Raw genomic sequence first — 19,956 nt, forward strand, 5'->3', positions numbered from 1 at the left:
GGATGGGTGCGCAGCAAAAACGTTGCTGCAAATGGTCACGCACAAGGCAAGCCGGGGCGAATGCCCGCCGGCTCAATACATGCGTTCGAGGCGGTAGCCGTAGTTGTACACAGTGGCGATCACATAGCCGTTGCGTGAGCGCAAGCCCAACGCCGAACGCAGGTTGCTGACGTACGTCGCCAGGCTCGCGTCGTATTTACGGTCAACGGTGCCCCAGATCTGCTGGCACAAGGCGTCTTTGGTGATGATGCGGCCAGGGCTGCGAAACAACATCGTGGCCAGATCGAATTCACGCGTGGGCAGGGTCACGGGGCGTCCATCCACCGTCAGCGTCTTGGCTTCCAGGTTGAAGGCGAAATGGCCAACCTGAAACTGCAACGCGGAGGCTTCGCCGCGTTGCGACTTGCGCAACTGGGCGCTCATGCGGGCCAGCAATTCGCGTTCGCGAACCGGTTTTTGCAGGTAGTCGTCGGCGCCCATGTTCAGGGCCTGCACGATGCTCTCTTCGTCGTCGCGCTGCGTCAGCATCAAGATGGGCATGTTGGGCGCAAGGTTGCATCGCGCCCACTTCAAGACGGCCAGGCCCGATGCGCCAGGCACTTCCCAGTCCAGCAGCACAACGTCAACCTTCTGTTGTTGCAATAGCGCGATGAAGCCATCGCCGTCGCGGCGGGAGAAGGCCTGGTGGCCGTGGCTTTGCAGCAGCTTGGTGACCCACTCGACTTGAGTGGGCGAATCTTCAAGAATGGCGACAATCATTGAGTCCGATCTTATGTAAGCGCAATTCCCGAAGACTTTTATTATTACGGCAATCACATTGATACCCCGACAGAATGATTTCATGCCGGGATAGACACAACAATAAGAAATTTCTCAAAGCCAAAACTGGAAAGCCAAATGTCAATATATGAAAATAAAACCTTAATATGCGGCTACTTCTTCGTGAAAGACAAAAGATAACCCGGTGATTATCAACAAATTCCTGGCGCGCCTTTAACCACCTTTTAGAAATCGCCAAGCAGGCTTTTAATTAATCCCCATGAAGACAAATTTCCAGTCCTGATAACTGGATTTCCCCGACATATCCCCCAGCTCCGCGGCAAACCCGTCCTGTTTGATCGGTTTTCGTTCCGACAGGCTATATACCCCCATGATTCCCCCATCCGGTGATTTGACGATGCCCCACTCGGTGCCGCCGGTAATCGGGTCGGCATAAAGACGGCGCAGATGGCGACGCGTGAACGACACGCGGTCGTCCTTGAGCAGCGCGTCCATGGTTTTGGGATACGCCGGCGCGGTGCCGGACAGGTAATACGAGGCCAACGCTCGTTGATATTGCTGACCGACGAAAAGCAGCTCGGCCTCCTGGTCGCGCAGCTTCTGCATCGACCATGGCTGCACCACCGCGGTCAGCCCGGTCGCCACCGCCATCACCAGCATCAGCACCATCAGATAGCCGAAGCCCGCCTGACGGCGCGACAACGCACCGCGATCACCACCGCGCATAGTCCAACCCATCCAGCCCCCTGCCGGTCGCGCCGCTGATTACATCGTTCACGCCCGGCGCATCCCCGTTCTGCGGCAACCAGCTGTCGCGTTTGCCTGTCACCGGGTCCATGGGAAGCTCGCGCAGGTATTTATCGGCGACAAGCACATCCAGCGAATCGGGATTGTTGCCATGGTCGGCGCGGTAATCGTCGATAGCGTGACGAATCGATTGCAGGTTGTGACGCAGCACCGTTTCGCGCGCGCGGTCGTTGCTTTTGAAAAACGACGGCGCTACCAGCGACATCAGCGCACCGATGATGGCCATGACCGCCATCAGTTCAATCAGCGTGAAGCCGGCGCAGCCGCGCTTACCAATCTTTGTACGGAACGCCATTGAGACCTCTACGTTGACTTTTTGAACGCACATCGAACACATCACGGCCCGATGAGAATGAGTCGGCCGAACTGTCATAGCTTCGGGTGTCCCAGGTGTCGGCCGCCGAGCGGTTTTCGCAGTTCTCGCACATGGGATCGGCCGGCAGGCGGCGCAGGAAATACAACATGCCGCCATTGGGGTCCGTCTTGTTCTGCACGCCCTTGACCAGGGCTTCCAGGTCGGGGGGGTAGCCGCTGCGGTCCAGCGGCTTGTCGACCTTGCCTTCGCGGCTGGCCTGGTAGTAGGCGTCTATCGCGTCGCGCATGGTGTGCAGGTTCTGGCGTAGCTCGCGCTCCAGCGCGCGCTGCTTGACCAGCGATGAGAACGGCAGCGCGACGCTCAACAGCAGGGCCAGCAAGGTCATGGCCGCCATCATCTCGATCAGCGTGAAACCCGATTGCTTGCGCATGACCCTTCCTTAGAAAGGCGGCTTGGTCAGCGCCGCATCCAGCGCCGGGGCAACACCCGCCGCAGCCGGTGCTTCCGGCGCCGCGGCGGGCGCCTGGGTGGTCATCGGCATCACGGTGACCCGCGCTTCCGTGCCCGACGGAAAGTAGCTGTCGGCCGCCGACGGCAACGCCATCGAGCGTTCGATGTGCGGCGTCAGGAGCAGCACTATCTCGGTGTTCTGATCCGTCTTTTTCTGGCCCCCGAACAGGCTGCCCAGCCAGCCCATCACGCTCAGTCCAGGCACACCGCTGCTGCTGCGCGTCTGCTGCTGGTTGACCAGCCCCGCCAGCACCTGGGTTTCACCGTCACGTGCCGTCATCACGGTTTCCGCGTTGCGCGTGCTCATCGGGTAGACGATGCCGCCGCCCGCCGTCTTGACCTCGCCCTTCAGGTTGCTGACTTCCATGCTGACCTTCACGCTGACTTCATTGCTCAGGCTGATGCGCGGTTCCACCTGCAGGATCAGGCCCACGTCCTGGTAGTTCACGGATTCCGTCACCACGCCATTGGCGTTGGTCGTCGTCACGACGGGGACCTTCTCACCGATCTTGATGCTGGCCTTTTCCATGTTGCGCACGCGGATCTTCGGGTTCGCCAACACCTTGGTCTTGCCACGCTTTTGCAGCAGGTTCAGCGCCGCCGACAGATCATTGCGGCTGGTCACGCCGATCTTGCCCTGGTTCAGCCCCAACAGGTCACCCACCGTGATCCTGCCGTTTTCGCCTTGCGGCAGCACGGAAAAGCGCAAGTCGCTGGGGTAGTCCACCCCGATTTCAAGCTCGTCGCTGGCGTTGACTTCCAGCACTTGCACGTCCATCGTCACTTCGGACTGCGCGATGTCCAGCGCCGCCACCACGCGCTCCACCACCGCCATGACTTCCGGGGTGTCGCGCACCAGCACGGCATTGGCGCGTTCGTCCAGATGCACGTTCTTGGGCGCGCTGATCTGCCGCAACGCCGCCAGCACGTGCGTGGCATCCGCATGGTTCAGGTAGAACACCCGCACCATCAGCTCGCGGTATTCCTTGTCTTTGTCCGGACGCGACGGGTAGATCAGCAAGGTGTGGGCATCCAGCACCTTCTTTTCCAACTGATTGGTGCGCAACAGCAGGTTGATGGCATCTTCCGCCGTGGTCTGCCGCGCCATGATGCTGGCCGGCATGCTGGTCTGCACGTCCGGGTCCAGCACGAAGTCCACGCCCGCCGCCAGCGAAATGGTGTCCAGGATCTGCACGATGGGTTGCGCCTTGAAGTTCAGCGTAACGGGCTTGCGCAGCGCGTCCGCCAAGCGCGGCTTGACCGACTGGCGGCCCACATCGCGGCGCTGCAGTTGCGTGCGCAGCGCTTCGGCCGACGGAAACCCCGGCTGCTCCTGCAGGATGCGGTTGACCTTGTAGAGCGCCTCGCGCGGGTGGTCGAATTGCAGCCTGACCGCTTCGGCCAGCTCGGCGTTCAGATGCACACGCTGCTCCAACTGCGTCTTGAGCTGTTGGGCGCGCATATTGCCGGGGGTGATCGTCAACAGCTCCATCACGTCCTGCAGGGCGGCCTCGTCATCGCCCGCTTCCATCTTGACGCGTACCCGTTGCAGGATCTCGCGCGACAGCGCGACGCCGTCACGCGCCACATCCTTGCCCGCTTCGATATCGTTGGGGTTCTTGTCCAGCTTTGCGCGGCCGGCGGCCAGGCGGTCAGCGGTCGACGCGGGCTCGCCGCCCAGCGCACGCTTCAGGGATTCCGGGGCCGCGCATCCACCCAGCAACAGGCTGAGGAATGCGGCCAATACAACAGGTTTTGCAATCATGATGTCTTGCCATTCCCAAAATAATTTTTCGTTTCGATGAGCGTCTTGCTCATTGCGCCAGCGGCGCCAAGTCCACATGCAGTTCCCGACCCTGCGCATCCAGCAGCACCACGCGCTGCGGTTCCAGCGCCTTGAACCGGTACTGCGACGCCACCATGCCGCCGGGCCACACCGCACCGGCGATGTCGCAGCGTTGGCACAGCAAATAGGTTTGCTCTTGATGCGCCAGCACCACGATGCGGCGTCCGGTGTCAGACCATTCGCCAATGGCCATGAACGCCGGCATGCTGGCCGCGCCGTTACCCTCGGGCGTGGTCGGCAGGGCAAGGTCAAGCGCCGGGACCTCGGCCTGCGCCGTGGCGGCGTCGGCGGCGTCGCCCTGCGCCTGCGCATTGCCACGATCCAACAACGAGGCCCAGCTTTGCGACGGAAACAGATCCACTTCGCGTGCCGGCTCGGCCAGAACGGCGGCGCCGGGCGCCAGGGCGACAAACACCGCGGTCATCCATCGCTTCATCACACCACCCCCAACATGCTCAAGCGCATCTTCACGTTCACCAGCATGTTCTCCGGCCGTTGCCGGTCCAGTGACAGCGACTCCAGACGCAGCAGCGGCTCATCGGTCAGCTTGCGCAAGCCCGCGCTCAGGTCCTGGTAGGAACCCACGGCGGTGATGTCCACCGACGTACGGCGCAACCGGCCCTGGATGGTCTCTTCGCCTTGATACTGGATGTCGACCAGCAACAAGCCCGACCGCACAAACTGTTCCATCACGGCCAGCTTGCGTTCGTCCGGGTCCAGGCGCAGTTGCACGCGCAGTTCGTCCATGTCGTTGCCGGACGGAGCCACGTGCGGGGTGCAGGCATTGATCTCGGCATGCAGTTCCAAGGCACGTAGTCGCAGCTCACCCTTCTCCGGCCACAACACCACAACGAAATGCACGATCAAGACCCACAAGGCCACCAGCGCCAGGAGCCCGCCACGCCCGAGCCGCTCGGCCCAGCACTGCCAATGCCACCGCAAACGCGAACCGGCTTCGCGCTGGCGCAGCGCGGCAAGGCGGCGACGAATTTCGGTAATGGATTTCATCGCAGCTCCACCCGCACCGTAGACATCGTGGCCAGGTGGGGATCACCCGACTTGATACCGTGGCGAACTACCGTGGCGCGCATGTCGGGCTCGGCGTTCAAGCGGGCCGCAAAGGCGAATACTTCGGTCAGGTCCACCGTCATCAATTCAAGCTGGACGGACTTGCCAGCCCCCTCGATCTTCAGGTTCATCACGGCCAGGCGCGGGCTCCAGGCGTGCTCGATGGCGCGAAGCAGGACGGGCCGCAGCCGGGTCTCGGCGCGTTGCGCGGAAACCATTGCATCAACCCTCTTTTCCTCCGGCGACTGCGCCAGGGCACGGCGCTGCTCGCGTTCGTGCTGCATGCGACGCTCGACCAACTGGCTCTCCGAGCGGGTAACTTCCACGCGCAACGCCCACAGGTCCCATTCCCGCCATGCGCTCAACAGCGCCACGCACAGCAACAGCAGCACGACGATGGCGGCCCAGGGTTGCGTGGCGCCGCGCTTGGTGAAATCCAGCTTGCTCATCTTCAGACCGGGCATGATCGCGCTCCCAACATGGCGTGCGGAAAGCCCAGCCAACGTGCTTGCGGCGGCAAGGACAGATCCGCCGGCGCCAAGGTTGACGTCCAACTGCATTCCGGCACGATGGGCTGGTTGCACAGCGCCTGCGCGCCGGCAACCGCAAAGGCGTGCGACTGGCCGGGCGACCGCTGCAAGGTAATCATGTCGTCCCACCCCTGCGCCGACGGCCACAGACACGTCACTGCGCTGGCCTCCGCCAGCACCAGGCAGGCGCCTTCGGTGCGCGCAGGTCGGTGATAACGTTGCAGGCTTGCGGACAGCAGGTCGCGGCAGGCTGCCAGCGCCCACTTCTGTTCGCGTAGCTTGCCTTCCAGCGCATCCAGCATCAGTGCGTCCGCCGCGACGGCCAGCCGCGCATGCCCATGGCGCGCCGGCCCCAGCCGCACGCGCGTCTGCACGGTGATGCCGCGTTCGCGCAGCAGCGCCTGGGCGTAGCCGCGCCAGTGCGTATCTCCGCCGGGCAGGCCCGGCTGCCAGGGCAGCAGCAGGGTGTGCGTCCACGGGTAGCCCAGCCAGACATGCACGCGGTTGCGCCACCACGGCCGCAGCCGCGCGCAAGTGGCGAGCAAGGCGACCACGGCCTCGGCCGGTTCACCGCCGTGGCCACACTTCAGACGGTCATCCACCGCCTTCGTCGGCGACAACAGGCTGACATGTTCAGCATCGATCAGAACGGCTTGATCATTCCATAGCGACCGCACGGCAAACCTCCTGATAAGTCGTCAGTCCGTGCGCGATGGCCTCGTGGGCGGCGTCGCGCATCGATTGATAATCGGCGCATTGCGCCAGCGCCTCTTGCCGACGCTCGGGCGAGCGATCCAGCAGCGCGGTCTTCATGCGGCTATCCAGGCGCAAGACCTCGGCCAGCGCAATGCGGCCCAGGAACCCCGTGTGGCGGCAGGCCTCGCAACCCGGGCCGGCACGCGCCTCGCCCGGCGGCGCGCAATGCGGACACAAGCGCCGCACCAACCGCTGCGACACGACCCCATTGAGCGATTCCAGGAAGGTCGCGGGTTCCACATCCATGTACAGAAAGCGGTCGATCACGCTGAACGCATCGTTGGCGTGTACCGACGACAGCACGCGGTGGCCGGTCAACGCAGATTGCACGGCAATGGCCGCCGTTTCGGCATCGCGGATTTCGCCAACCAGGATGGTGTCCGGATCGTGGCGCAAGATGGAACGCAGGCCACGGGCGAAGGTCAGACCCTTCTTCTCGTTCACCGGAATCTGCAGGATGCCGTTCATCTCGTATTCCACCGGGTCTTCGATGGTGATCAGCTTTTCGTCGCCGCTGTTCAGTTCCGACAAGGCGCCATACAAGGTGGTGGACTTGCCGCTACCCGTGGGGCCGGTGATCAGCGTCAGCCCATAGGGCAGTTGCGCCAGCGCACGGATGCGGCGCGCCGTTTCCGCCGGAAAACCCAAGGTGTCCAGGCTGAGCTTGTCGCCGCGCTGCGAACGGTCCAACAGACGCAAGACGGCGTTCTCGCCATGGTTGCCCGGCATGATGGACACGCGGAAATCCACTTCCCGCCCTTGCAGCACCACCTTGAAACGACCGTCCTGCGGCACGCGCTTTTCAGCGATGTCCAGGCTGGACAACACTTTCAGACGCGACATCACCTGGTTCGCGGTGACCTGCCCCGGCACCTTGCGGATGCGCAGCATCACGCCGTCGATGCGGTAGCGGATCAACAGCCCTTCCTCGTCCGACTCCAGATGGATGTCGCTGGCGCGGCTTTGCAGGCCGTCGTAGAGCGTCATGTTCACCAGGCGGATCACCGGGCTTTCGTCCTTGGCCAGCGAGGCCAGGGAAATCGATTCGACCGCCTTGGCCAGCGAGTCGTCCGCCATGTCCACGGACACGCCGTCCAGCACGCGCTCGGTGGCCTCGGCCTGCTTCAACCAGGCATCCACCACGCCGGTGGGACACACGGCAAAGCGCAGCGCATGAGCGGACAGCATGGCTTGCAGCTTCAGACGCGCTTCGCGCGAGAACGGCGCGGCCATGGCCAGCAGGAATTCGCCATCCACCTGCAAGGGCGCCACGCGGCACGCCATGGCGTCCGCCAACGGCAACACGTCAAAGCGCGGCGAAGCCTGGCGGCATTGCTGGGCGGTCAAGGGCTCCATGCCCAAGGCCTGCGCCAGCACCGGCAGCAGTTGCGGGCGGCGCGCCAATTCCTCGTCCAGATAGTCGGCCAGGGAAAGGCTCAGTTCCGCCGCGCGCTCGCGCCACAGCCACCATGCCTCGTCGGCCACGGTCGTGCTTTCCATTGCGCCATCCTCCTGACTGATTTCGAATTCGTGCATTACGTTCATCCAAGACTCCCGGCCATCTCGAAGATGGGCATGTACAGCAAGATGACGATGGTGCCCACCAGCCCGCCGACAACCAGCATCAGCAGCGGCTCGAACACCTTTCCAAATACTTCGATGGCGTGATCCAGCGTGCCATCGTGGAACTGCGCGATGCGTTCGCACATGCCGCCCAGGTCCCCGCTTTGCTCGCCCACGCGCAGCAGCCGTTCAGCCACCGCTGTCGTCAAGCCATGGCGCGCCAAGGTTTCCGACACGCTGCGGCCCGCCCGCAATTCCTGCAACGCCAGGTCCAGGCGTTCGCCGTAGGCGGGCGGCAGGATGCGGTCGGCCAGTTCAAAGGCCTGCAACGCGGGGGTGCCGCCTTCAATCAACAAGCCGACGGTGCGATAAAAGCGCGCCAGCACGAACAGGTTGCCCACGTCGCGCAGCTTGGGCAGCCGCCAGAACAGATTCATCAACGCCGCCTTCACCGTCTGCGTGCGCAGCGCCAACGCGGCGGCGAGCAGGCTTGCGCCGATGCCCGCACCCAGCAAATGACCGTCGGACTGCACCAGACGCGCCCACCACAACATGGCCTCGGCGGTGGCCGGCAAGGTGCGCATGCTTTCGAATACGACCGCAAAGCGCGGCACGACAAAAAACAGCATGAACAGCAAAATGCCAAAGCCCACCGCAATCACTACCAGCGGGTACACCAGCGCGCCCACCACTTTCTTGCGGATGTTCTCGATCCGCGTTTCGTAGTACTGATAGCGCCTGAGCACCACCGGCAATTGCCCGCTGCCTTCGGCTGACGCCACGGTTGCCACCAGCAGCGCCGGATACACCAAGGGCTGCGCCTCCATCGCCTTGGACAGCGGCTGGCCCTGATACAGCGAGCGCAGCAGCTGGCCCAGCGATGCCTGCAACGCCTTATTGCCCTTGCCGGCCTTGTCGCTCAGCGCCTCAAGCGCTTCGATCAAGGCCAGCCCGGCGTCCAGCAATGTGGAAAGTTCTTGCAGCAGCAGCCCAAGCGAAAAGGCCTTCTTGCCGCGCGGCTTGATGCCACGGCGCACGGCCGAACGTTGAATGTCCAGAACCATGCCGTCGGCATCGCTCAACTGCGCGCGTGCCTCGTTTTCGCTGGAGGCGCGCACGGTGTGCACGCGCAGCGTTCCTTGCTTGAGCAAACGGATCCGGAACTCATTCATATCAACGCTCCGCGTGTTGCGACTGGCGATAGCGGGCGTCGCGCGCCTGGCTCAGTTGCAGATAGTGTTGCCACACGCGGCTCACGTAGCGCTTGCGTGCCGCTTCGCGATTGGCCGCGCCGCCGGCGTTGTACGCCCCGACCGCGCGCCAGGTGTAGCCGTAGCGCTTGACGAAGCCCGCCAGGATCTCGGCGCCCACGTCGATGGACAGACAGGGTTCGTCCAGCAAGCGCTGGCGGGTGATGCCGCGCTTGGCCAGGCCGGGCAGATGGATGCTGTTGATCTGCATCAACCCGACGTCCTGGGTGCCGTTGGTGTTGTTGTTGATGGCGCGAGGGTTCAGGGACGACTCCACCTTCGCAATCGAATACAGCAGCAGCGGGTCCACGCCATGGCGGTCGCCTGATTGCTGCCAGCAACTGGCGGCGGCGGCGGTGGACAACGTCATCCCGACGAGCACGGCCGCCGCCGACTTAGAGGCCATAAACCAGCTCACCGCTGCCTCCTGCCCGGCCTTCCTCGCCGAAAGAAACCACTTCAGCGTCCGAGCTGCGCCCGGGCACGTTCAAGACATAGGGACGGCCCCACGCATCAGCAGGCACGTCCTTGGCCAGGTACGGGCCATGCCAGTTGGGCGCGCCCTGGGGTGCCTTCACCAAGGATTCAAGGCCCTGCTCGGTGGTGGGATAGCTGCCCACGTCCAGGCGGTATTGCGTCAGGGCGTCGCCCAGCGTCTTCATTTGCGCCTGCGTGGCGCGCACCTTGGCGCGATCAACCTGAGAGAACAGCTTGGGGCCGACATAGCCGGCCAGCAACGCGATGATCAACAGCACGACCAGCAATTCCAACAAGGTAAACCCCTGTTGCAGGCCAAGACGGCGTCGGAAGGTAAGAGTCTTCATGAGTCCACTTTTTCTGATTGAGCGATCACCGCGCGGCGGCGACCTGGAGTGAAGTGCGGGCAGAGGCGAGCATCGTGAGGAACGACGCGGGTCCGAGCGCCGGCGTGACCGGACGCTTCAAAGGCGGAAAAATCTCTACGCAGGCCGGCATATTTCCATGCGGGCGATAGGCCAACAACGTTTCTAAAGAGAGCCTCAATCGCCTGCCAGAGGGGGCAGGACGGGCTTCAAGAAGTGTTGAGGAAGATGGCGCGGCGGCATGGGCGGCGCTTCAATCTCGCCTCTTGAGCCAGGCCCCGCCGCAAGCGGGAGCAGGCTGGCCCCGCTAGAAGGAAGACCATGCAATCCCCCCCCGCCGCCCTGGCCACTCAGGCCTACACGAAAGCGCAGATCGCCCTGCATTGGCTAAGCGTCAGTTTGATGAGCATCCTGGTGCTTGCCGGTGAATTGCGCCATCTGCTGACAGCGCAGACGGGCGTGTCCATGCGCTCGGTGATGATCGTGCACATTGGTTGCGGCATGGCCCTGCTTTTGGTCACGCTGGTGCGGACGGTAGTGCGCATCACGCGCCGCCGCGCCGTGGGCGACGGCTTCTGCATGCAGGACGCCTGCGCCCACGCGGTGCATCTGTGCATCTACGCGTTCATCTTCGCGTCGTGTCTTGTGGGCTGGGTCGTCGTCAACGCGAAGGGCCTGGCCGTGCCCGTGCCCTTCACCAGCCTGGAGTTCCCCCGGCTGGTCTCGGCCGACCCCGCCCTGGTCGCCACGACGGTATGGCTACACAACATGCTTACCTGGGCGCTGTACGGCCTGCTGGCCTTGCACATCGTTGCGGCGCTTGGGCATCACTACATCGTGCGGGACGACACGCTGGCTCGCATGGCGTGGCGCCGCCCGGCGCGCCGGCTAGCCGACAAGGGGCCGGCCAAACCCGCGCACGCACGTTCGCCACGGCAAGCCCAAACGGCCGGCGTGCATTTTTCAAAAAATTAGGTATACTTCCGCCTCGCTTGCAAAAAACGACGTCGAAAGACAGTGCGGCAAGCGAAGAGCAAGCAAAGAAACACCCCTGCGGGAGTAGCTCAGTTGGTAGAGCGCAACCTTGCCAAGGTTGAGGTCGCGAGTTCGAGACTCGTCTCCCGCTCCAGGATTTTTTTCCATGGAGATCAATAGATTCCATGGTGTGTAGAGAAAAGGAGCTTCGGCTCCTTTTTCTATTTCTGGACCTTCTCTGAGCCTCGCGCTCAACTCAGGAGAGAGCGCGCCGCGTCACGGCACTGCTTACCTCGTCCAAATGCCGAAACGCTGAAGCAATCTTGTCGCACTCTCGTGCACAAACCCCATACTGCTCGAAGCACATCCTCCACTCCCGCACAACAGTCCAGACCTGAGCGATCAGCCTACCTGCACGCTCCTTGCTGATCGAGAACCGTTGGCAACCTGCCAGCGCGTTATCAATCGATGCGATCCGTCCTTGCGGTCCGATTTCAAGATGCAGCAGACGCTCGGTGGCATGCGATGGCCGCGGCAGCACATCATAAAGAGGACTTAGTCGCCAACCCGGCAATCGGGGATCCCAGATGAATCCATGGTTGCGCAGGTGATCGTCGTCATTACTCACAAAGATGTTGAACACCATGCGCTTGAACAATTCCTCGTTGTCGGCGCGGATGACCGAAGGATGGCAGTACCGGCGTATCCCCGTGGCCAAGTCAGCGTAGGCTTTGGTATGCGATTCTGTCTCGTCGCACCCCAGCAGGGTCAGCCCACTGACAAAGGGCATCCGGCGCTCAGTCCGGCTCGTGGCAGGCGCCACCGAAAGATCGCTATCCACCTGCGGCGTCGCTCCCCGGTCAAGCCAAAACTGATCGAAGCGGCGGATCATCATGACCCAACGACCGTTCAACATACGGGTCTCCACCACAGGAACATCGAGCCCCGCTTCCGTGGCCAACCGCAATGACGCAGCCTCAATCAGAGGCACGTCGAATGTATCGGTCTTGCTAGGAAACTTGGCGAGAACCAGGTGCCCCGCGTCATCCCGAACGGATGCCTTTGGTCTGGCACCGCCCAGCGCGGTGCCTTGCACGAAGATCAGCTCAAGACTGGCGGGAACCGGCAAGCCTGCCTCGATGCGCTCCGCCGCTTCCATCAAGTACTCGATCGCATGGACATTGCCTACCGCGCCGGTCGCGGGCGTGTGGATGTCTGTACGAATATCCAACGCGCCCACACGGTCACTTCCCGCATGCAACAGATACTGTGATTCCGGCAGGCTATTGGCCGGCACCTTCAGCTTGGCTTCGATGACTCTACGTCCCCAGGCATCTGGCGCCGCATCGCGAATACCGCCAAACCCCGTCAAACCGTTGACAGGTAGAAGCCTGCTGCCTTTTACCGGTTCACCATGGATACCCAGGCTCACAGGATCAACTTCGATCGCATCGGGCCGATCCAGATACCGCAGGCCATAGGCGAAACTCGAGGCAAGCAGCGCCGACCCTTCCTCCGTCAGCGTGAGCTGACCACAAGGAGCCCAACCTTCCCCCAGATAGGCGAAAGTCATCAGTAGCTGGTCTTTGACCATCGATATTGGCCCCTAAAAGTCCAGGCTTTGCAGTTCCGAGGCCGACAGGCCTCTCACGCGCTTGGTCGCCTCGCGCGACTGCAGCGCCTTGAGTGCCGGGTCCGTTTGCGCCAGCAGGCTCGCCAGAGTTGCCCCCGGCGCAATCGCATCCAGGTAGCGAAGCACCTGACCGAATGCCAAGCCGGGATCCCCCTTTTCGATTCGGTAAGCCGTGTTGCGGGACAGGCCGGCGCGTATAGCGGCATCTGCCTGCTTGATGTGGCGGGCAAGTCGCAGACGTGCCAGAAGCTGGCCGATGTGGGCCGCCTGCTGGGCAAGCTCAGGGGATAGAGCGGAAGCCTGGGATACTTTCATGCTCGTAAAATCAGTTATTAGCCGTATAAAGATTGTTTTTACGAGCATATTAACGTTTGGCAGCGTGTTTGAGCAATATGATCGTAAAAACGATCTTAATTGGTTTAATAACGTTTTTTAGGGACTTTCGATGAGTATTGCTGCCAGGATTACCCCGCATTTCCTCTATTCGAACGGTTCAACTTGGTATTCCCGCCCCGCCTCCAACAGCATGCGTCCGACATAGTCCGCGAAGCTGCGGCGCACCACCACTTCAACGCCACCCTCATCAAGCGCGCGCACCATGACGCCGGCCTTGAAGTAGTGGCTTTGCGCGCATTGGCCAGGGCCGAAGACGCGCGGATGCAGATCCAGCGGGCAGCCTTTTGCCAGCACGTCGCGCGCGTGTTCGCCCGTCAGTTCCAGCACCGTGTACCCGCTACTGACGTCCACCACGCAGGCGGACAAGCCCTGTAGCACCGGGCGCAACGTTTGTTCAAGCGCGGGGTGTGCGGGCGCCAGCGATTGCAACCACCATTCATCCGGCCCCATCCAGGCCAACAGGTGTCGGTGGCCATGCGCCACGGTGTTGGGGGCCAGGGGAGGCGCCGTGCCCAGGGCGCGTTCTAGCGCCTTCGCAAAGTCTGGCGACCGCGCGTTGCCGCGCAGCACGGCCAAGTCCAGGAATGGCCTTTCAAGAAGTTCCAAGCGCCGGGCGTCTGCCGTCTCGGCAGTTCGGTGCACGGAATCCAGCCCCTTCAGAGGCGATTCCAGATACGTTTCAGTCCACATGCTGGCGTGCTCCTTCGGGGTCGTAGAACACGGGGCTGCCGATCGTGGCCGGCAGGAAGCCGCCGCCGGGCAACGCCACCTCGACCTGCTGCCCCATGCGTTGCAGGCCGTCCTGCACCAAACCAAGCGCGATCGAACGATTCAAGGTGGGGCTCATATAGCTGGATGTGATGTGGCCGACCATCGGCATGATCGGCGCTATCGGCGCGTGGCTCGCCCGGTTCATGATCTGGCTGCCTTCCGGCAGCACGATGGCCGGGTCCCGCGACAGCAGGCCGACAAACTGTTTGCGCTTGTCGCTGGCCGTGTGTTCGCGCAAGAGCGAGCGCTTACCCAGGCAGTCCTTGGACTTGGCGACCATGCCGCCCATGCCCAGATCCTGCGGCGTCACGGACCCGTCCGTGTCCTGGCCCACGATGATGTAGCCCTTCTCCGCGCGCAGGACGTGCATGGCTTCGGTTCCGTAGGGCGTGATGCCGTATTGGTGCCCAGCTTCCATCAACGCATTCCACACGTGTTGACCCAGATTGGCGGGCACGTTGACCTCGTAGGACAGTTCCCCCGAAAAGCTGATGCGCATGATGCGCGCCGGGGTGGACCAGCCGGCGCCGGCTACCGTGCCCTCGCGAAACGTCATGAAGGGAAACGCCGCATTGGAAAAATCAATATCGGGGCAGACCGCGCGCAGCACCTCGCGCGACCGCGGCCCCGCCACCGCGAAAGTGGCGAAATGGTCGGTGACGCTGGTCAGGTGCACATCCAGATGCGGCCATTCCGTTTGCAGCCAACGTTCCATCCAGGTCAGCACGCGCGCCGCGCCGCCGGTGGTGGTGCTCATCAAGTAGTGCTGTTCGCCCAGGCGCATGGTGACGCCGTCGTCGAACACCATGCCGTTTTCATCCAGCATCAACCCGTAGCGGCCTTTTCCCACTTCCAATTTGGTCCACATATTGGTGTAGACCCAGTTCAGCAAGGTGGCGGCATCCGGGCCTTGCACGTCGATCTTGCCCAAGGTGGAGGCATCCAGCATGCCAACGCCATTGCGCACGGCCAGGCATTCGCGGGCGACGGCAGCCTGCATGCTCTCGCCCGCCAGCGGAAAATACCAAGGCCGCTTCCAGTTGCCCACATCTTCGAATGCCGCCCCTTGGGACACGTGCCATTCGTGTATGCAGGTCTTGCGGATGGGGTCGAAAAAGTCGCCCAGCTCGCGGCCCGCCAGCGCGCCAAAGGTAACCGGGGTGTAGTTGGGCCGGTAGGTGGTGGTGCCGGTCTGCGCGATGGTCTGGCCCAGCGCGTCGGCCAACACGGCCGCGCCATTGATGTTGCCCAGCTTGCCCTGGTCGGTACCGAATCCCATGGCGGTGTAGCGCTTCACATGCTCGACCGAGTGATAGCCCTCGCGCACCGCCAGGTGGATGTCGGCCACGGTCACGTCGTTCTGGTAATCAACGAACTGCTTGGCGCCGCGTCCGGGGCGCTGCCGGCTCGCTACCTGCCAAATCGGCAGCAGCGGATCTTCGGCGATATCGGCGGTGCGCCACGATAACGGCGTCGCCCCGTTCAGCCCTGCCCGCGTTGCCGCGAGCTCGCCCGCCATGGCGCCGCCATGCAGCGCCTGCGCCAGCGAAAAGTCCCCGTTGGCCGCACCCGCGCTGACCTGCGCCTGCCGTGAACCCTCGGGAACAAAGCAGGCCCGGGCATCGTCCCACCGCGTCTGACCGCCCGACTGCGCGTGCAAGTGCAAGGCCGGGTTCCAACCGCCCGACACCGCTACCAGATCGCAGGGCAGCTTGGCGTTCGGCGGGCCAGCCTGGCCGGCGGTATACGACGCCACCACCACGCCGGACACCTGCCGCCCGCCGCGCGCCTGCAACACCACCGATTCATTGCGAACCTCGATGCCCGCGCTGCGCACCGCATCGGGCAGCGCGCCGCGCCCCGGCGGCCTCGGATCAATCACGGTGACGTTTGCGCCTTGCTCACGCAGATCGAGCGCGGTGCGGTAGGCGCCGTCGTTGTTCGTATAGAGCACCACCCGCCGCCCCGGCAGCACCGCGTAGCGGCGCACATACGTCGACACTGCCGAGGCCAGCATGATGCCCGGCAGGTCGTTATTGCCGAACAGCAGTGGCCGCTCGTGTGCACCGGTGGCCAGCACGACTTGCCTGGCGCGCACTTTCCATAGCCGTTGGCGCACGCCCCGACGCTGCGACAGGGGTAGATGGTCGGTGACTTGTTCGCACACCGTCACCAGATTCTGGTCGTAATAGCCGAACGCCGTGCTGCGCGTCAGGATGCGGACGTCTTTCATGCCTTGCAGCTGGGCCTGTGTCTGGCGGATCCAGTCCAGGTTGGCCGCGCCATTGATCAATGCCGGACTGGACAGCAGGCTGCCCCCAAGTTCCGCCTGGTTGTCGACCAGCATCACGCGGGCGCCCGTCATTGCCGCCGCCATCGTCGCGGCCAGGCCAGCCGGCCCGGCGCCCACCACCAAGACGTCGCAATGGGCGTAGCGCTTGTCGTAGTGGTCTGGGTCAGGTTGCCCGGGCGCGCGGCCCAGGCCACCCGCTTTGCGGATCAGGCGTTCGTAGTGGGGCCACCAGCGCCGGGGCCACATGAAGGTCTTGTAATAGAAGCCCGCAGGGATGAAGCGGCCGAGCCGCTGAAACACCGCCATGCGATCGCGCTCCAGGTCGGGAGCCGCGTTGACGCTGACGGCGCGCAAACCTTCGTAGAGTTCGATCGTGGTGGCGCACGGGTTGGGCACGGTGTGACCGTCTTCTTCCAACTGCACCAGCGCGTTCGGTTCTTCGACGCCCGCCGTCATGATGCCGCGCGGCCGGTGATACTTCCAACTGCGCGCCACGAAATGTTCGCCGTTGGCCAGCAGCGCCGATGCCAGGGTGTCGCCCTGGCACCCGAAGTACGTGCGGTTATTGAAGGTGAACTCGATGGAAGACGCGGGGTCGATGCTGACGCCGCGTGCAAGCCGATTGGGCTGCGTCATTTGCGATCTCCGGCCGCGTGCTCGAACGTGTGAAACGCATGGAACTCATGGCTGATGGTGTCGCGTTCGGCCAGAAACCAGCGCCGGCACCCATGCGCATGCTGCCACTGCTCGCGCGACCGGCCGCGCACGTTCTTGCGCATGAAGGCGTAGTCCGCCCATTGGGCATCGGTGAGCGTGTCGCAATCGGTTGGGCGCACGATATCGGCTTCGCCGCCGCAAGTGAATTCGGTTTCGGCGCGCGGGCCGCAATAGGGACAAGTCAGCATCAGCATGATCAAGCTCCGCAATCAGTGCGCGACGGCGGCGGCGCCGTGCTCGTCGATCAAATGGCCGGTTTGGAAGCGGGCCAGGGAAAAAGGCGCATTGAGCCGGTGCGGCGCATTGTTGGCGACTGTGTACGCAAACACCCACCCCGACCCCGGCGTGGCCTTGAAGCCGCCCGTGCCCCAACCGCAGTTGAAGTACAGCCCCTTGACGGGCGTCGTTGAAATGATGGGGCAGGCGTCGGGCGACACATCCACGATGCCGCCCCATTGGCGGTTCATGCGCACCCGGCTAAATGCGGGGAACATCTCGACGATGGCCTGCAGCGTGCTTTCTATCAGGTGGAAGCTGCCGCGCTGCCCATAGCCGACGTACTGATCGATGCCCGCGCCGATAACCAGATCGCCTTTGTCCGACTGGCTGATGTAGGCGTGCACGGCGTTGGACATCACCACCGTGTCCAACACCGGCTTGAGCGGTTCGGACACCAGGGCTTGCAGCGGGTGGCTTTCCAATGGCAGCCGGATGCCCGCCATGTCCGCGATCACGCTGGAATGGCCTGCCGCCACCACGGCGACCTTGGCGGCCTGGATATACCCACGGCCCGTCTCCACGCCACGCACCTCGCCGTTTTCGCGTCGAATTCCGGTGACCGGGCAATTTTCAATAATGTCCACGCCCAGCCGATCGGCCGCGCGCGCATAGCCCCACGCCACCGCGTCATGGCGCGCCACGCCGGCGCGGCGTTGAAACGAGGCGCCCAGCACGGGGTAGCGGCAGTCCAGGTTGATGGCCGGCACGATTTCCTTGACCTGCGCGGGCGTCAGCCATTCGCCATCGATGCCGTTGTAGCGGTTGGCGGTGATGCGGCGTTGGGTGTCGCGCACGTCTTGCAGGTTGTGCGCCAGGTTCATGACGCCGCGCTGGCTGAACATGACGTTGTAGTTCAAGGCCTGCGACAGCCCTTCCCATAGCTGCATCGACTTTTCGTACAACTGGGACGATTCATCCCACAGGTAGTTGGAGCGCACGATGGTGGTGTTTCGAGCGGTGTTGCCCCCGCCCACCCAGCCCTTTTCCAGCACGGCGATGTTTTTCAGCCCGTGCTCCTTGGCCAGGTAGTACGCGGTGGCCAGGCCGTGGCCCCCGCCGCCCACGATCACGATGTCGTAGACGCGCCGGGGCTCCGGACTGCGCCAGGCGCGCGGCCAGCGATCATGGTTCGACAACCCATTGCGGATCAGGCTGAACAGGGAATAGCGGCTCATCGTGGCTCCTAGGCAGGGTCCCATTCTTCTCTGAAGGCGCGCGCCGCACCTTCCCCCGCCGGACGGGAACTTGCCTGATTCCGCCAATGGCCGGGTGGCCAGGGCGCCTGTCGCGTACCCGCTGGTTCGTGTCGCGCCGGGCTGCGTTGCCCGCTAGCCGGCTTGCCAAAATCGGCCATTGGCGGGCACGGGCCCGCATCCATCCGGCCCGGCCGGCAGGGAGACGCAGACATGGCAGCGAACAGAGGCGTGGTGTATGTGGGCGACGGGCGAGTCGAAGTGCAATCGATCAGCTTTCCAAAACTGGTGGACCCACGTGGCCGCAAGGTCGAGCACGGCGTGATCCTGAAAGTGGTGTCCACGAATATCTGCGGATCCGACCAACACATGGTGCGTGGACGCACCACGGCGCAGAAGGGCCTGGTGTTGGGACACGAGATCACCGGCGAAGTCATCGAGGTGGGCCGCGACGTTGAAACGCTGAAGGCGGGCGACCTGGTTTCAGTGCCGTTCAACGTGGCCTGCGGCCGCTGCCGCACCTGCAAGGAACAAGACACCGGCGTCTGCCTGACCGTGAACCCGGCGCGCGCGGGCGGCGCGTACGGCTACGTGGACATGGGCGACTGGATAGGCGGCCAAGCCGAGTACGTCATGGTGCCGTATGCCGACTTCAACCTGCTGCGCTTCCCCGATCGCGACCACGCCATGGCCAAGATCCGCGACCTGACCTGTCTGTCGGACATCCTGCCCACGGGATTCCACGGCGCCGTCAGCGCGGGCGTTGGCCCCGGCAGCACCGTCTATGTGGCTGGTGCGGGCCCGGTGGGCATGGCCGCCGCCGCCTCCGCCCGCCTGCTGGGCGCGGCGGTGGTCATCGTGGGCGACATGAACTCCTTGCGGCTTGAACATGCGCGCAAGGTCGGCTTCGAAACGGCAGACCTGTCCCTGGACGCCACGCTGGGCGAACAGATTGCGGCGCTGCTGGGCACGCCGGAAGTGGATTGCGCCATCGACGCCGTGGGCTTCGAAGCGCGCGGACACGGCGCTACCGGGTCGCAGTCGGAAGCACCCGCCGCCGTATTGAATGCCTTGATGGATGTGACCCGGGTGGCCGGCCGCATCGGCATCCCCGGCTTGTACGTCACGGACGACCCGGGCGCCGAGGACCCCGCCGCCCGTCGCGGCAACCTGTCGGTACGCTTCGGCCTGGGCTGGGCCAAGGCGCATAGTTTTCACACCGGCCAGACACCGGTGCTGAAATACAACCGCGCGTTGATGCAAGCCATTCTGTGGGACCGCATCAATATCGCGCAGGTGGTGGGGGTTCAGGTCATCACGCTGGACGCCGCGCCCGATGGCTACGCGGCTTTCGATGCGGGCGCGCCGAAGAAATTCGTGATCGACCCGCACGCCATGCTGCCCGCCTGATGTCTCCGCCCCGGCCCCGCC

General features: G+C 63.7%; 21 protein-coding genes and 1 tRNA gene. 3 read left to right on the top strand and 19 right to left on the bottom strand.

The annotated features are described in order from the left end of the window. Window positions 1–72: 72 nt before the first annotated feature. From M2361_RS23820 to gspG, 13 genes are all read right to left on the bottom strand, one after another. The gene (locus tag M2361_RS23820; protein ID WP_259252215.1) at window positions 73–759 is read right to left on the bottom strand and encodes a response regulator transcription factor; all 687 of its coding nucleotides are present in this window, start codon (window positions 757–759) and stop codon (window positions 73–75) included. 267 nt (window positions 760–1,026) lie between these two features. Next, complete coding sequence (locus M2361_RS23825; protein WP_259252216.1) at window positions 1,027–1,518, bottom strand: type II secretion system protein; 492 nt, start codon at window positions 1,516–1,518, stop codon at window positions 1,027–1,029. Beyond that, window positions 1,493–1,882 carry a type II secretion system protein gene (locus M2361_RS23830; protein ID WP_100852870.1) on the bottom strand — a complete coding sequence of 130 codons (390 nt, stop codon included), beginning with the start codon at window positions 1,880–1,882 and terminating at the stop codon, window positions 1,493–1,495. Before M2361_RS23830 ends, M2361_RS23825 begins: the two co-directional genes overlap by 26 nt. Further along, the gene (locus M2361_RS23835; protein ID WP_259252217.1) at window positions 1,857–2,333 is read right to left on the bottom strand and encodes a type II secretion system protein; all 477 of its coding nucleotides are present in this window, start codon (window positions 2,331–2,333) and stop codon (window positions 1,857–1,859) included. Before M2361_RS23835 ends, M2361_RS23830 begins: the two co-directional genes overlap by 26 nt. A gap of 9 nt (window positions 2,334–2,342) precedes the next feature. Then, a complete protein-coding gene (locus M2361_RS23840; protein WP_259252219.1) occupies window positions 2,343–4,178 on the bottom strand; it encodes a secretin N-terminal domain-containing protein in 1,836 nt (611 codons plus the stop codon). Between the two features lie 49 nt (window positions 4,179–4,227). Further along, window positions 4,228–4,683, bottom strand: a complete 456-nt coding sequence (locus M2361_RS23845; protein ID WP_259252221.1) for a hypothetical protein — start codon at window positions 4,681–4,683, stop codon at window positions 4,228–4,230. A gap of 11 nt (window positions 4,684–4,694) precedes the next feature. Then, on the bottom strand, window positions 4,695–5,267 hold the full coding sequence (locus M2361_RS23850; RefSeq protein WP_259252223.1) for a hypothetical protein: 573 nt from the start codon (window positions 5,265–5,267) through the stop codon (window positions 4,695–4,697). Further along, window positions 5,264–5,791 carry a hypothetical protein gene (locus M2361_RS23855; protein WP_259252225.1) on the bottom strand — a complete coding sequence of 176 codons (528 nt, stop codon included), beginning with the start codon at window positions 5,789–5,791 and terminating at the stop codon, window positions 5,264–5,266. Before M2361_RS23855 ends, M2361_RS23850 begins: the two co-directional genes overlap by 4 nt. After that, on the bottom strand, window positions 5,779–6,534 hold the full coding sequence (locus M2361_RS23860) for a hypothetical protein (RefSeq protein WP_259252226.1): 756 nt from the start codon (window positions 6,532–6,534) through the stop codon (window positions 5,779–5,781). Before M2361_RS23860 ends, M2361_RS23855 begins: the two co-directional genes overlap by 13 nt. Further along, window positions 6,515–8,113 carry a GspE/PulE family protein gene (locus tag M2361_RS23865; RefSeq protein ID WP_259252227.1) on the bottom strand — a complete coding sequence of 533 codons (1,599 nt, stop codon included), beginning with the start codon at window positions 8,111–8,113 and terminating at the stop codon, window positions 6,515–6,517. The genes M2361_RS23860 and M2361_RS23865 overlap by 20 nt, the downstream gene beginning before the upstream one ends. Before the next feature lie 41 nt (window positions 8,114–8,154). Next, a complete protein-coding gene (locus M2361_RS23870; protein WP_259252229.1) occupies window positions 8,155–9,348 on the bottom strand; it encodes a type II secretion system F family protein in 1,194 nt (397 codons plus the stop codon). A gap of 1 nt (window position 9,349) precedes the next feature. Further along, the gene (locus M2361_RS23875) at window positions 9,350–9,844 is read right to left on the bottom strand and encodes a lytic transglycosylase domain-containing protein (RefSeq protein ID WP_259252230.1); all 495 of its coding nucleotides are present in this window, start codon (window positions 9,842–9,844) and stop codon (window positions 9,350–9,352) included. Next, window positions 9,822–10,250 (bottom strand): type II secretion system major pseudopilin GspG, encoded by a 429-nt coding sequence (gene gspG, locus M2361_RS23880; protein WP_046803437.1) that lies wholly within the window; start codon window positions 10,248–10,250, stop codon window positions 9,822–9,824. The genes M2361_RS23875 and gspG overlap by 23 nt, the downstream gene beginning before the upstream one ends. Before the next feature lie 339 nt (window positions 10,251–10,589). Here gspG and M2361_RS23885 point away from each other — a divergent pair, with 339 nt between their 5' ends. Then, on the top strand, window positions 10,590–11,243 hold the full coding sequence (locus tag M2361_RS23885; protein WP_259252234.1) for a cytochrome b: 654 nt from the start codon (window positions 10,590–10,592) through the stop codon (window positions 11,241–11,243). Between the two features lie 78 nt (window positions 11,244–11,321). Then, window positions 11,322–11,397, top strand: a tRNA-Gly gene (locus M2361_RS23890). Between the two features lie 102 nt (window positions 11,398–11,499). On the opposite strand, the gene M2361_RS23895 is transcribed toward M2361_RS23890, so the two are convergent. From M2361_RS23895 to M2361_RS23920, 6 genes are all read right to left on the bottom strand, one after another. Beyond that, window positions 11,500–12,816, bottom strand: a complete 1,317-nt coding sequence (locus M2361_RS23895; RefSeq protein WP_259252236.1) for a type II toxin-antitoxin system HipA family toxin — start codon at window positions 12,814–12,816, stop codon at window positions 11,500–11,502. A 33-nt stretch (window positions 12,817–12,849) separates the two neighbouring features. Next, on the bottom strand, window positions 12,850–13,191 hold the full coding sequence (locus tag M2361_RS23900) for a helix-turn-helix domain-containing protein (RefSeq protein ID WP_259252237.1): 342 nt from the start codon (window positions 13,189–13,191) through the stop codon (window positions 12,850–12,852). Between the two features lie 165 nt (window positions 13,192–13,356). Continuing rightward, the gene (locus tag M2361_RS23905; RefSeq protein ID WP_259252240.1) at window positions 13,357–13,962 is read right to left on the bottom strand and encodes a sarcosine oxidase subunit gamma; all 606 of its coding nucleotides are present in this window, start codon (window positions 13,960–13,962) and stop codon (window positions 13,357–13,359) included. Then, window positions 13,952–16,972: a sarcosine oxidase subunit alpha family protein gene (locus M2361_RS23910; protein ID WP_259252241.1), complete on the bottom strand. Its 3,021-nt coding sequence runs from the start codon at window positions 16,970–16,972 to the stop codon at window positions 13,952–13,954. The genes M2361_RS23905 and M2361_RS23910 overlap by 11 nt, the downstream gene beginning before the upstream one ends. Beyond that, window positions 16,969–17,247, bottom strand: coding sequence for a sarcosine oxidase subunit delta (locus M2361_RS23915; RefSeq protein WP_259252243.1), 279 nt, complete (start codon window positions 17,245–17,247; stop codon window positions 16,969–16,971). The genes M2361_RS23910 and M2361_RS23915 overlap by 4 nt, the downstream gene beginning before the upstream one ends. 15 nt (window positions 17,248–17,262) lie before the next feature. Then, window positions 17,263–18,507 (bottom strand): sarcosine oxidase subunit beta family protein, encoded by a 1,245-nt coding sequence (locus tag M2361_RS23920; protein WP_259252245.1) that lies wholly within the window; start codon window positions 18,505–18,507, stop codon window positions 17,263–17,265. Window positions 18,508–18,738: 231 nt separating this feature from the next. Here M2361_RS23920 and fdhA point away from each other — a divergent pair, with 231 nt between their 5' ends. After that, window positions 18,739–19,935, top strand: coding sequence for a formaldehyde dehydrogenase, glutathione-independent (gene fdhA, locus M2361_RS23925; RefSeq protein WP_259252246.1), 1,197 nt, complete (start codon window positions 18,739–18,741; stop codon window positions 19,933–19,935). The last annotated feature ends 21 nt before the right edge of the window (window positions 19,936–19,956 follow it).

Origin of the sequence: Achromobacter sp. JUb104 (genome assembly GCF_024806975.1) — a bacterium.
GTDB lineage: Bacteria > Pseudomonadota > Gammaproteobacteria > Burkholderiales > Burkholderiaceae_B > Achromobacter > Achromobacter spanius.